The organism is Rhizobacter sp. P5_C2, assembly GCF_054049715.1.
The window spans coordinates 42,241-54,450 of the sequence record NZ_JBFULV010000043.1 but is presented as its reverse complement, the minus strand read 5'-3'; the positions used below and the strand labels follow the sequence as shown (position 1 = coordinate 54,450).

The following is a 12,210-nucleotide window of genomic DNA, read 5'->3' as shown; positions in this document are numbered from 1 at the left end:
GCCCCGACCGCTGCGGCGCCGACCCCCGCGCCGTCGGCCGACGCGTTGCAGCCCGCGCCCTACAACGACGCGGTCGCCGCCCGCTTCCCGGAGCCCGCGGTCGATTTCCGCACACCGGCCTTCCAGCCCGGCCACCCGGGGTTCACGACCAATGCCGAGCTGCAGGCGGTGCTGCGCGAGATCGTGCACGGCGGCCGCAATGCGACGCTGCTGCCGCTGGGCAGCTCGCAGGCGGGCGTGCCGCTGGAGGCGCTGCTGTTCACCCGCAACCCCGACATGTCGCCCGCCGCGGTGCTGAAGAGCGGCCGGCCGACGGTGCTGCTGGTCGGCCAGCAGCATGGCGACGAGCCGGCCGGCAGCGAGGCGCTGATCGTGCTCGCGCGCGAACTCGCCGGCGGCAGCCTGCAGGACTTGCTGGACCGCGTCAACGTCGTGATCCTGCCGCGCGCCAACCCGGACGGCGCGCAGGCGCAGCGGCGCGTCACTGCCAGCGGCATCGACGCCAACCGCGACCACCTGCTGCTGCGCACCCCCGAGGCGCAGGCCCAGGCGCGGCTGGTGCGCGACTTCCAGCCGGTGCTGGTCGTCGATTCGCACGAGTACACGGTGGTCGGCCGCTTCCTCGAGAAGTTCGGCGCGCTGCAGCGCTTCGATGCGCTGGTGCAGTACGCGACCACCGCCAACCTGCCGGAGTTCATCACCAAGGCCTCGGAGGAATGGTTCCGCCAGCCGATGCTCGCGAGCCTGAAGCAGCAGGGCCTCAGCGCCGAGTGGTACTACACCACCTCGGTCGACGTGAACGACAAGAAGATCTCGATGGGCGGCACGCAACCCGACACCGGGCGCAACGTGAACGGGCTGAAGAACGCGGTCAGCATCCTGATCGAGACGCGCGGCGTCGGCATCGGCCGCCTGCACCTGAAGCGCCGCGTGCAGACGCACGTGGTCGCGCTCGACAGCTTCCTGCGCAGCGCGGCCGACCGCTCGGCCGACCTGGTGAAGCTGCGCCAGTATGTGGATGCCGAGGTGGCCGCGAAGGCCTGCCAGGGCGACGCGGTGGTCGAGGCCGGCCCGACGCCCAGCGAGTACACGCTGCAGATGATCGACCCGGCGACCGGCGCCGACAAGGCGCTGGTGGTCAACTGGGATTCGGCGCTCGAGCTGCAGCCGCTGAAGACCCGCCCGCGCGCCTGCGGCTACTGGCTGGCCGCCGACCAGAGCGACGCGGTGATGCGCCTGCGTACGCTGGGCGTGCGCGTCGAGCAGGTCGCCGCGATGGGCGTGATGCAGGGCGAGGTGTATGCCGAGACGAGCCGCCAGAGCGGTGCGCGCCAGGACGTGCGCGGCACCATCGCCGACGGCGGCGCGGTCGTGCATGCGCAGGTGCAGCTGACGCAGGCGCTGATGGACGTGCCGATCGGCAGCTACTACGTGCCGCTGAGCCAGCCGCTCGCCAACCTGGTGATCGCGGCGCTGGAGCCGGACACGCAGAACAGCTTCTTCGCGAACGGCATCATCGGCAGCGTGACGAGCGAGGCGCGGGTCACTTCCGTGCCGGGCGTGAAGCTCAGCGTGCTGCCGTAGGCGTTCAGCGGCGCTTGCTGCCGCCCATCAGGCTGCCGAGCACGCCGCGGATCAGCTCGCGGCCGACACTGGTGCCGATCGTGCGCACCGCCGACTTCGCCATCGTCTGCGCGAGCCCGTCGTGCTTGCCGCCGCGCGGGCCGGTGCTGCCGAACAGCACGTCGTTGAGCATGCCGCCCCAGCCGGCCCCGGCTTCAGCCGGCTGGCCGGCAGTCGGCGTCGGCATCTGCGTGGTTGAAGGTGAGGACGACGACGGCGCCGTGCGCCCCGCATCCGCGCTCGCCACGCCGCGCCCCTTCAGCTTCTCGTAGGCCGACTCCCGGTCGACCGCCTTCTCGTACACACCCGCCACCAGCGAACTCGCGACCAGCGCCTGGCGCTGCTGCGGCGTGATCGGCCCGATCTGGCTGCCCGGCGGCAACACGAACACGCGCTGCGTGACGCTCGGCCGGCCCTTCTCGTCGAGCAGGCTGACCAGGGCTTCGCCGACCGCCAGTTCGGTGATCGCCGTCTCGATGTCGAGCCCCGGGTTCGCCCGCATCGTGCTGGCCGCCGACTTGACCGCCTTCTGGTCGCGCGGCGTGAACGCGCGCAGGGCATGCTGCACCCGGTTGCCGAGCTGGGCCAGCACGGTGTCGGGGATGTCGAGCGGGTTCTGCGTCACGAAGTAGACGCCGACGCCCTTGCTGCGTACCAGCCGCACGACGAGCTCGATGCGCTCGACCAGCGCGGCCGGCGCGTCCTTGAACAACAGGTGCGCCTCGTCGAAGAAGAACACCAGCTTCGGCTGCTCCAGGTCGCCGACCTCGGGCAGTTGCTCGAACAGCTCGGACAGCATCCACAGCAGGAAGCTCGCGTACAGGCGCGGCGCGTTCATCAGCTTGTCGGCGCTGAGCACGTTGACGACGCCCTGGCCGTCGACGGTCTGCATGAAATCGCTGATGTTCAGCATCGGCTCGCCGAAGAACCTGTCGCCGCCCTGCTCATCGATCTGCAGCAGCCCGCGCTGGATCGCGCCGACGCTGGCCGCGCTGACGTTGCCGTATTCGGTGGTGAACTGGCTGGCGTTCTCGCCGACGTGCTGCAGCATCGCGCGCAGGTCTTTCAGGTCGAGCAGCAGCAGCCCGTTGTCGTCGGCGATCTTGAACACCAGGTTCAGCACGCCGGCCTGCGTCTCGTTGAGCGCCAGCATGCGGGCCAGCAGCAGCGGGCCCATGTCGCTGATGGTGGCGCGCACCGGGTGGCCGTGCTCGCCGAACACGTCCCACAGCGTGGCGGGGCAGGCGGCCGAGGCCGGCGCGTCCAGCCCGCGCTCCTTCAGCAGCGCGGCCAGCTTGTCGCTCACCTTGCCGGCCTGCGTGATGCCGGTCAGGTCGCCCTTCACGTCGGCCATGAAGACCGGAACGCCCAGTTTGCTGAAGTTTTCGGCCAGCGTCTGCAGCGTGATCGTCTTGCCGGTGCCGGTGGCGCCGGTGATCAGGCCATGCCGATTGGCCAGTGCCGGCAGCAGGAAACACTCGGCCTTGTCGTGCTTCGCGATCAGGATCGGCTCGGCCATGGGGGTCTCCGGTGGGCGGACAAGTAAAATTGCAGTCTATCCAAGAACATTGCCCACCCGGCTGCCGGCGTGGGCCTTCAGAGGAGCCTTCATGGCCGGACATTCGAAATGGGCCAACATCCAGCACCGTAAGGGGCGTCAGGATGAAAAACGCGGCAAGATCTGGACCCGCGTGATCCGCGAGATCATGGTCGCCGCACGACAGGGCGGCGGCGACGTCAAGGAAAATCCGCGGCTTCGGCTGGCGGTCGAGAAGGCCAAGGCCGCCAACATGCCGGCCGACACCGTCAAGAAGAACATCGACAAGGCCACCGGCAACCTCGAAGGCGTCAGCTACGAGGAAATCAGGTACGAGGGCTACGGCATCGGCGGCGCCGCGGTGATCGTCGACTGCATGACCGACAACCGGGTGCGCACCGTCGCCGAGATCCGCCATGCGTTCAGCAAGTACGGCGGCAACCTCGGCACCGAAGGCTCGGTGGCCTTCCAGTTCAAGCATTGCGGCCAATTCGTGTTCGCGCCGGGTGCCAGCGAAGACAAGGTGATGGAAGTCGCCCTCGAAGCCGGGGCTGAAGACGTGGTGACCGACGACGACGGCGCGATCGAGGTGCTGTGCACGCCGGTCGACTTCGAGGCGGTCAAGGCCGCACTCGAAGGCGCGGGCCTGAAGCCCGACGTGGCCGAGGTCACGATGCGCGCCGAGAACACCATCGAGCTGGCCGGCGAAGACGCGCAGCGCATGCAGAAGCTGCTCGACGTGATCGAAGACCTGGACGACACGCAGGATGTCTTCCACAACGCCGTGATGGTCTGATGCAATGTTTCGTCATCAACCTTGTCAAGGATGTGGCGCGGCGCGAGCAGATCACCGCCGGGCTGCAGCGGCAGGGGCTTGATCACGAGCTGTTCCCCGCCGTCCTGGGCGACGCACTGACCGACGAGGCGATCGGTCACGCCTACGACGCCGCGGCCGCCGCACGCTGCCGCCATCCGATGACGCGCGGAGAGATCGGCTGCGCGCTCAGCCACCTGGGCGTGTACCAGCAGGTGGTCGAGCGCGGGCTGGCGTGTGCGCTGGTGCTCGAAGACGATGCGAGGCCGGGCGATGCGCTGCCGCAGGTGCTGGCGGCGATCGAGCCGCTGATGCAGGTCGACACGCCCTTGGTGGTGCTGCTCAACTGCGTGAAGCTCACGTCCTATTTCGCGTCGCGCCGGCTCGACGCCGGCCATCTGCTGGCGCCGGTGCTCGACGGCACCTGGGGCGCGCATGCCTACGTGATCAACCAGGCCGCCGCACGCTCGCTGCTGCACGGCCTGCGGCCGGTGCGGCTGCCGGCCGACATCTGGGACGAGTTCCGCCGCGAGAAGCTGGCCACCATCCGCGCGGTGGTGCCGTACTGCGTGGGCCTGTCCGAACTGGCGGCACAGTCCAACCTCGGGGCGGCCCGCGCCGCGCCCACCGCGCTGGCCCGGCAGGTCGAGGAGCGCGGCATCGTCCACTGGCTGCACCGCTACGCCTACCGGAAGTTCATCTACCAGCTGTTCGTGCGGCCCTTCATCCGCAGGCAGGTGATGACGTGGTGAGTGCCGGCAGCATCCCGGTGTTCGGCATCGGCGACCTCTACCCGGTGAAGACCGGCGGCCAGAAGGCCACGTACCACCTGTTCGGCGCGCTGAACCAGGTGCGGCCCTGCCGCTACGTGTTCCTGGAGCCGGGCGCCACTGGCATCGACGAAGGCACCTACCCGAACGGCCTGCGCTACCAGCGCATCGGCGGGCGCGCCGCGAAGTCGTGGCGCAACGCGCTGATCGCCCCGAAGCTGCTGTACCGCGACGGGCCGACCCGCAACCTGCTGCGCACCGCGCGCACCCGCAGCATCGTCGACGCACTCGCCGCCTCCGCCGCGTCGTCGCCGACGGTGATCTTCGCGACGCCGTGGATCTGGCCGGTGCTGGCGCCACGCATCCCGGCGACCCAGCAGGTGGTCTACGACTCGCAGAACTTCGAGCGGCAGCTGCTGCGCGAACGCCTGGCCGCCGGCACGCTGGACGCCCGCAGCCTGCAGGCGATGTGCGAGGCCGAGCGCTCGCTGAGCCGGCGCGCCGACGTGCTGCTCGCCTGCTCGCCGATCGATGCCGAGGCCTACACCACCGAATTCGGTGTCGACCCGAAGCGGCTGCACCTCGGGTTCAAGGGCGCCTCGGTGCCGGTGCAGCCGATGCTGCGCGAGGCCGTGGAGCCGCCGGTGGCCACCTTCGTCGGCTCCGACTGGCCGGCCAACAACGAGGCCGCGCTGGCGGTGGCCACGCGCATCGCGCCGCGCCTGCCTCAGGTGCGGTTCCGCCTGATCGGCAGCTGCTGCCTTCGCCTGCCGAAGCAGCTGCCGCCGAACGTGGAGGCGCTCGGCTTCGTCGACGACCTCGAGGCGCAGCTGCGCCGCACGACGGTGGCGCTGAACCCGATCACCAGCGGCTCCGGCATCAACATGAAGCTGCTGGAGTACCTGACGCTGGGCATTCCGGTGGTCAGCACGGTGTTCGGTGCGCGCGGGCTGCCGCCCGAGGCGATGGCGGCGCTGGAAATTGCGACAATCGACGACTTTCCGGCGGCCATCGAGGGCTTGCTGCAGTCGCCCGAGCGCCTGCAGCAGCGGGGCCGCGAGGGGCACGGCTACGCGCGCCGCCACCTCGACTGGCCCTTGCTCGGGGCGCGGCTGTCCGCCCTGCTGGCCGGCTGAGGACGGGCATCCGGATCATTTATCGCAAGGACGTGGTGAACAGAATGAAAGTATTGGTGATCGGCTCCGGCGGACGCGAGCACGCGATGGCCTGGAAGCTCGCGCAGTCATCGAAGGTGCAGGTGGTCTACGTCGCGCCCGGCAATGGCGGTACCGCGCTCGACGCGCGGCTGAAGAACGTGGCGATCACCGACGTGAAGGCGCTCGCCGACTTCGCGGTGGCCGAGAAGATCGCGCTGACGGTGGTCGGCCCCGAGGGCCCGCTCGCGGCTGGCGTGGTCGATGAATTCCGCGCGCGTGGGCTGCGCGTGTTCGGCCCGACGCAGGCGGCGGCGCAGCTCGAGAGCTCGAAGGCGTTCGCGAAGGACTTCATGCAGCGCCACGGCATCCCGACCGCGCTGTACGCGACCTTCGACGACCCGAAGGCGGCGCATGCGCACGTCGACAAGCACGGCGCGCCGATCGTGATCAAGGCCGACGGCCTCGCGGCCGGCAAGGGCGTGGTCGTCGCGATGACGCTGGCCGAGGCGCACGAGGCGATCGACTGGATCCTCGGTGCCGTTGCCGGTGATGGCAAGAACAACCGCCTCGGCGTGCAGCACAACGCCGGCGTCGCCCGCGTCGTGATCGAGGAGTTCCTGCAGGGCGAGGAAGCCAGCTTCATCGTGATGTGCGACGGCAAGAACGTGCTGCCGCTCGCCACCAGCCAGGACCACAAGCGGCTGCAGGACGCCGACGTCGGCCCGAACACCGGCGGCATGGGCGCGTACTCGCCGGCACCGGTCGTCACGCCGAACGTGCATGCCACGGTGATGCACGAGATCATCCTGCCGACCATCGCCGGCATGGCGCGCGACGGCGTGCCGTTCACCGGCTTCCTGTACGCCGGGCTGATGATCGACGACGAAGGCGCGCCGAAGACGATCGAGTTCAACACCCGGCTGGGCGACCCCGAGACGCAGCCGATCATGATGCGGCTCAAGAGCGACCTGTTCGACGTGATGATGGCCGCGACCGACGGCACGCTCGACCAGGTCGAGCTGCAATGGGACCGGCGCGTGGCACTCGGCGTCGTGATGGCGGCCGGCGGCTACCCGCTCGACCCGCGCAAGGGCGACGCCATCACCGGGCTGCCGGCCGAGCAGCCGGATGCGATGGTGTTCCATGCCGGCACCGCGCCGGCGAAGGGCGGCGTCGTGACCTCGGGCGGGCGCGTGCTGTGCGTCACCGCGCTCGGCGATTCGGCCAAGATGGCGCAGCAGCGTGCCTACGAGGCGCTGCAGGGCATCCACTTCGACGGCATGCAGTTCCGGCGCGACATCGGCCACCGGGCCATCAAGCGATGAGCGACACCGGCGCGGTCCGCGCGTATCTGCTGGGCTTGCAGTCGCGCATCATCGGCGCGATGGAGGCCGAAGGCGGCGATCCCTTCGTCACCGACCACTGGGTGCGCGAGCCCGGCGGCAAGCTCGAGGGCGAGGGCCTGTCGCGGCTGGTGGAAGAGGGCGGGCTGCTCGAGCGCGGTGGCTGCAGCTTTTCGCACGTGAAGGGCAAGGTGCTGCCGCCGTCGGCGACGCAGCACCGGCCCGAGCTGGCCGGGGCGCCGTTCGAGGCGATGGGTGTCTCGCTCGTCTTCCACCCGCGCAACCCGTTCGTGCCGACCGTGCACATGAACGTGCGCATGCTGGCCGCGCTGCCGGCCGGCGGCGCGCCGGTCACCTGGTTCGGCGGCGGCATGGACCTGACGCCGTACTACGGCTTCGAAGACGACGCGCGGCACTTCCACCGTGTCAACCGCGACGCGCTCGCGCCCTTTGGCGACGACAAGTACCCGCGCTTCAAGCAGTGGTGCGACGAGTATTTCTTCCTGAAGCACCGCAACGAGCCGCGCGGCATCGGCGGCGTGTTCTTCGACGATTTCTCCGAGCTCGGCTTCGAGCGCAGCTTCGAGATGATGCGGGCGGTGGGCGATGCGTTCGTGCCGGCGTATTTGCCGATCGTGCAGCGTCGCAAGGCGCTGGCCTTCGGAGAGACCGAGCGCGATTTCCAGGCCTACCGGCGTGGCCGCTATGTCGAGTTCAACCTGGTGTTCGACCGCGGCACGCTGTTCGGGCTGCAGTCGGGCGGGCGCACCGAATCGATCCTGATGTCGATGCCGCCGCTCGTGAAGTGGCGCTACAACTGGTCGCCCGAGGCCGGCACGCCCGAGGCGCGGCTGTACACCGACTTCCTGCGCCCGCGCGCGTGGGCCGACGAGAACCCCGCTTGAAACGCATTGCGCTGTTCGGCGGCAGCTTCGATCCGGTGCACATCGCGCATGTGGCGCTGGCCCGTGTGGCGTTGTCGCAACTCGAACTCGACGAATTGCGCTGGGTGCCGGCCGGTCGCCAATGGCAGAAACACCGCGACCTGACGCCCGCCGTGCACCGCGAGGCGATGGTGCGGCTGGCGATCGCCGACGAGCCGCGCTTCTCGCTCGAAGACTGCGAATTGCGCCGCAGCGGTGCGAGCTACACCTTCGACACCGTGCGCGAACTGCAGGCCGCCGAGCCGGGCGTCGAGTGGTATCTGGTGATCGGCCAGGACCAGTACGCCAGGCTGCACAGCTGGCTGCGCTGGCAGGATCTGCTACAGCGTGTCACGCTCGCGGTCGCGAACCGGCCCGGCGTGACGATGGCGGCGAGCCGCGAGGTGCAGGCCCTGCCGCACCGGGCGGTGCCGCTGCCGATGATGGACGTGTCGTCGACCGAGATCCGTGCCCGCGTGGCCCGGGGACTTGCGGTCGACGATCTGGTGCCCGCCCCCGTGGCGCGCTATATTGCCCAATACGCCCTATACAGAGGCGATCTCAGGAGTTGAATGGACATCCGAAAACTGCAGCGCGCCATCGTCGATGGTCTGGAAGACGTGAAGGCACAGAACATCCTGGTCTTCAACACCGAGCATCTTTCACCGCTCTTCGAGCGCGTGATCATCGCTTCGGGCACCTCGAACCGCCAGACCAAGGCCCTCGCAGCCAGCGTGCGTGATGCGGTGAAATCGGGCGGCTTCCCGGTGTTGCGCACCGAGGGCGAGGACAACGGCGAATGGATCATCGTCGACTGCGGCGCCGCCGTGGTCCACGTGATGCAACCGTCGATCCGCGAGTACTACCACCTCGAGGAGATCTGGGGCGACAAGCCGATCAAGCTCAAGGTCGACGCGGCGCCGGTCCGGCTCGTGAAGGCCGAGGAGCCGGAGGCGAAGAAGGCACCGGCGAAGAAGGCGGCGGGTGGCAAGGCGCCGGCGAAGACCGCGGCCGCGAAGCCGACGGCGACCCGGACGACTGCCAAGGCAGCGCCCGCCAAGGCACCGGCGACCAGGACTCCTGCGGCCAAGGCGCCGGCCCGCAAGGTCGCTGCCAAGACGGTGGCCGGCAGGGCGGCTCCGGCGAAGGCCCCGGCCCGCAAGGCGGCCCCGGCGAAATCCGGCAACGTGACCCGCACGGTCGGCGTGAAGAGCGCCGCACCGGCGAAGAAGGTCGCGGCCAAGGCGGCACCGGCCAAGGGTGCCGCCAGGAAGGTCGCCGCCAAGCCGGTCGCAGCCCGCAAGGCGCCGGCGACGAGGGCGCCCGTCAAGGCGGCTCCGTCCAGGACGGCACCTGCCAAGAAGGCTCCTGCGAAGACGGCACCCGCCAAGAAGGCACCGGCGAAGAAGACCTCGCGCGCGTGAAGCTGCTGCTGGTCGCCGTCGGCCAGCGCCAGCCGTCATGGGCCGAGACGGCCTATGACGACTTCGCGAAGCGCTTTCCCCCGGAGATGCGCCTCGAGCTGAAGGCCGTCAAGGCCGAGACCCGCGGCTCGCGCACCGCCGAGCAGATGATGGCGGCCGAGGCCGCGCGCATCGAGGCGGCACTGCCGAAGGGCGTGCGCCGCGTCGTGCTCGACGAGCGCGGCGATCGCCTGACCAGCGTGCAGCTGGCGGCCCGCATGAAGGCCTGGCTGCCCGACGGGCGCGACGTGGCCTTCGTGATCGGCGGCCCCGACGGGCTCGATGCTGACCTGAAGCGCAGTGCCGACGAGACGATGCGCCTGTCCGACCTGACGCTGCCACACGCCTTCGCGCGGGTGCTGCTGGCCGAGGCGCTGTACCGCGCCTGGACGCTGACGGTGAACCACCCCTACCACCGCGAATAGCGCGCTGCACCCTCGAATGCACGATTTCATCTACCTCGCGTCGCAGAGCCCGCGCCGCCGCCAACTGCTCGACCAGATCGGCGTGCGCCACGAGCTGCTGCTGCCCGGCGCCGACGAAGACGCCGAGGCGCTCGAGGCCGAGCGGCCCGGCGAACTGCCGGCCGACTACGTCGAGCGCGTGACCCTCGCCAAGCTGGCCGCCGCGCGCAAGCGCCATGCGGCACGCGGGCTGCCGGCCGCGCCGATCCTGTGCTCGGACACCACCGTCGCGGTCGGGCGCCGCATCCTCGGCAAGCCGGCCGATGCCGACGATGCGCGCCGCGTGCTCGGGTTGCTGTCGGGCCGCACGCATCGCGTGCTGACCGCGGTGGCGCTGGCGCATGGCCGGCGGCGCGAACTGCTGGTCAACGTCTCGCGCGTCGAGGTGGCGCCGCTGCCAACCGCGTGGATCGAGGCCTACATCGCGAGCGGCGAGCCGTTCGGCAAGGCCGGCTCGTACGCGATCCAGAGCGCGATGGCCGGCTGGATACGGCGCATCGCCGGCAGTCACTCCGGTATCATGGGTTTGCCCCTGTACGAAACGGCCCAACTGCTGAGACAAGCGCGCGTCAGGTTCTGACGGCGCCGCCACAACAAGAGCGCCCATGCAAGACATCCTCATCAACTGGGCACCCCAAGAGACCCGTGTCGCGATCGTCGAGAACGGCGCGGTGCAGGAACTCCACCTCGAACGCACGCTCGAGCGCGGCCTCGTCGGCAACATCTACGCCGGCCGCGTGGCCCGCGTGCTGCCGGGCATGCAGTCGGCCTTCATCGACATCGGGCTCGAGCGCGCGGCGTTCCTGCACGTGGCCGACGTGCACGTGATCGGCAGCAGCCCGCGCAACGACCACGCGCCCGGCGCCGCGCCGCCGCCGCCGATCGAGCGGCTGGTGTTCGAAGGCCAGACGCTGACGGTGCAGGTCATCAAGGACCCGATCGGCACCAAGGGCGCGCGGCTGTCCACGCAGATCAGCATCGCCGGGCGCATGCTGGTGTTCCTGCCGCAGGACGACCACATCGGCATCTCGCAGAAGATCGGCTCGCACGAGCTGCGCGACCAGCTGCGCACCCGCATGAACGAGCTGACCGGCAAGACCGAGGCCGGCCAGCCGCCGGCCACGGCCTATGCGGGCGGGGGCTTCATCCTGCGCACCAACGCCGAGGACGCGACCGACACCGAGCTGGGCGACGACATCGCCTACCTGCGCAAGACCTGGACCGCGATCCGCGAGCGCAGCTTCAAGTCGCCGCCGGGCACGCTGCTGCACCAGGACCTGAGCCTGGTCGAGCGCGTGCTGCGCGACCTGGTGAACGACGCGACCCAATCCATCCGCATCGATTCGCTGATGCAGCACGAGCAGCTGGTGGCGTTCGGCGCCGAGTACACGCCGGGCTCGGTCGGCAAGCTGCAGCACTACAAGGGCGAGCGGCCGATCTTCGACCTGTACAACATCGACGAGGAAATCGCGAAGGCGCTGGCGCGGCGCGTCGACCTGAAGTCGGGCGGCTACCTGATCATCGACCAGACCGAGGCGCTGACCACGATCGACGTGAACACCGGCGGGTACGTCGGCGCGCGCAACTTCGACGACACCATCTTCAAGACCAACCTCGAGGCCACGCAGGCGATCGCGCGCCAGCTGCGGCTGCGCAACCTGGGCGGCATCATCATCATCGACTTCATCGACATGGCGCGCGAAGAGCACCAGGGCACGGTGCTCGGCGAACTGCGCAAGCAGCTGGCGCGCGACCGCACCAAGATCACGGTGAGCGGCTTCACGCAGCTCGGGTTGGTCGAGATGACGCGCAAGCGCACGCGCGAGTCGCTCGCGCACATGCTGTGCGAGCCGTGCCCGACCTGCGGCGGCAAGGGCCAGGTGAAGACCCCGCGCAGCGTCTGCTACGACATCCTGCGCGAGATCCTGCGCGAGGCGCGGCAGTTCAACCCGAAGGAATTCCGCGTGATCGCGGCGCCCTCGGTGGTCGAGATGCTGCTCGACGAAGAAAGCCAGCACCTGGCCGGCCTGAGCGATTTCATCGGCAAGCCGATCTCGCTGCAGTCCGAAGCGGCGGGGTCGCCGGAGCTGTACGACATCGTGCTGCTCTGAAGGGA

General features: G+C 69.7%; 12 protein-coding genes. 11 read left to right on the top strand and 1 reads right to left on the bottom strand.

The features are described from left to right. Positions 1-1,584: M14 family metallopeptidase (locus ACXJLU_RS17450; RefSeq protein ID WP_457333059.1), on the top strand; the 1,584-nt coding region annotated here is incomplete at its 5' end. 4 nt (positions 1,585-1,588) lie between these two features. On the opposite strand, the gene ACXJLU_RS17445 is transcribed toward ACXJLU_RS17450, so the two are convergent. Further along, entirely contained in the window at positions 1,589-3,142 is a 1,554-nt protein-coding gene (locus ACXJLU_RS17445) for a helicase HerA-like domain-containing protein (RefSeq protein WP_457333057.1), read from the bottom strand. 91 nt (positions 3,143-3,233) lie between these two features. On the opposite strand from ACXJLU_RS17445, the gene ACXJLU_RS17440 reads away from it, so the two are divergent. From ACXJLU_RS17440 to rng, 10 genes are read left to right on the top strand one after another with little or no spacing between them, the layout of a single operon-like run. After that, positions 3,234-3,956, top strand: a complete 723-nt coding sequence (locus ACXJLU_RS17440) for a YebC/PmpR family DNA-binding transcriptional regulator (protein WP_457333055.1) — start codon at positions 3,234-3,236, stop codon at positions 3,954-3,956. Next, a complete protein-coding gene (locus tag ACXJLU_RS17435) occupies positions 3,956-4,726 on the top strand; it encodes a glycosyltransferase family 25 protein (RefSeq protein ID WP_457333053.1) in 771 nt (256 codons plus the stop codon). The genes ACXJLU_RS17440 and ACXJLU_RS17435 overlap by 1 nt, the downstream gene beginning before the upstream one ends. Further along, the gene (locus ACXJLU_RS17430; protein WP_457333051.1) at positions 4,723-5,880 is read left to right on the top strand and encodes a glycosyltransferase; all 1,158 of its coding nucleotides are present in this window, start codon (positions 4,723-4,725) and stop codon (positions 5,878-5,880) included. Before ACXJLU_RS17435 ends, ACXJLU_RS17430 begins: the two co-directional genes overlap by 4 nt. Before the next feature lie 44 nt (positions 5,881-5,924). Then, positions 5,925-7,226, top strand: coding sequence for a phosphoribosylamine--glycine ligase (purD, locus tag ACXJLU_RS17425; protein ID WP_073467147.1), 1,302 nt, complete (start codon positions 5,925-5,927; stop codon positions 7,224-7,226). Next, complete coding sequence (hemF, locus tag ACXJLU_RS17420) at positions 7,223-8,149, top strand: oxygen-dependent coproporphyrinogen oxidase (protein ID WP_457333049.1); 927 nt, start codon at positions 7,223-7,225, stop codon at positions 8,147-8,149. The genes purD and hemF overlap by 4 nt, the downstream gene beginning before the upstream one ends. Continuing rightward, positions 8,146-8,739 (top strand): nicotinate-nucleotide adenylyltransferase, encoded by a 594-nt coding sequence (gene nadD / locus ACXJLU_RS17415; RefSeq protein WP_457333047.1) that lies wholly within the window; start codon positions 8,146-8,148, stop codon positions 8,737-8,739. The genes hemF and nadD overlap by 4 nt, the downstream gene beginning before the upstream one ends. Continuing rightward, a complete protein-coding gene (gene rsfS / locus ACXJLU_RS17410) occupies positions 8,740-9,591 on the top strand; it encodes a ribosome silencing factor (RefSeq protein WP_457333045.1) in 852 nt (283 codons plus the stop codon). Then, entirely contained in the window at positions 9,588-10,055 is a 468-nt protein-coding gene (gene rlmH / locus ACXJLU_RS17405) for a 23S rRNA (pseudouridine(1915)-N(3))-methyltransferase RlmH (RefSeq protein WP_073467143.1), read from the top strand. Before rsfS ends, rlmH begins: the two co-directional genes overlap by 4 nt. A gap of 16 nt (positions 10,056-10,071) precedes the next feature. Further along, positions 10,072-10,674: a Maf family protein gene (locus ACXJLU_RS17400; protein WP_457333043.1), complete on the top strand. Its 603-nt coding sequence runs from the start codon at positions 10,072-10,074 to the stop codon at positions 10,672-10,674. 25 nt (positions 10,675-10,699) lie between these two features. Next, positions 10,700-12,205: a ribonuclease G gene (gene rng / locus ACXJLU_RS17395; RefSeq protein ID WP_457333041.1), complete on the top strand. Its 1,506-nt coding sequence runs from the start codon at positions 10,700-10,702 to the stop codon at positions 12,203-12,205. Positions 12,206-12,210: the final 5 nt, after the last annotated feature.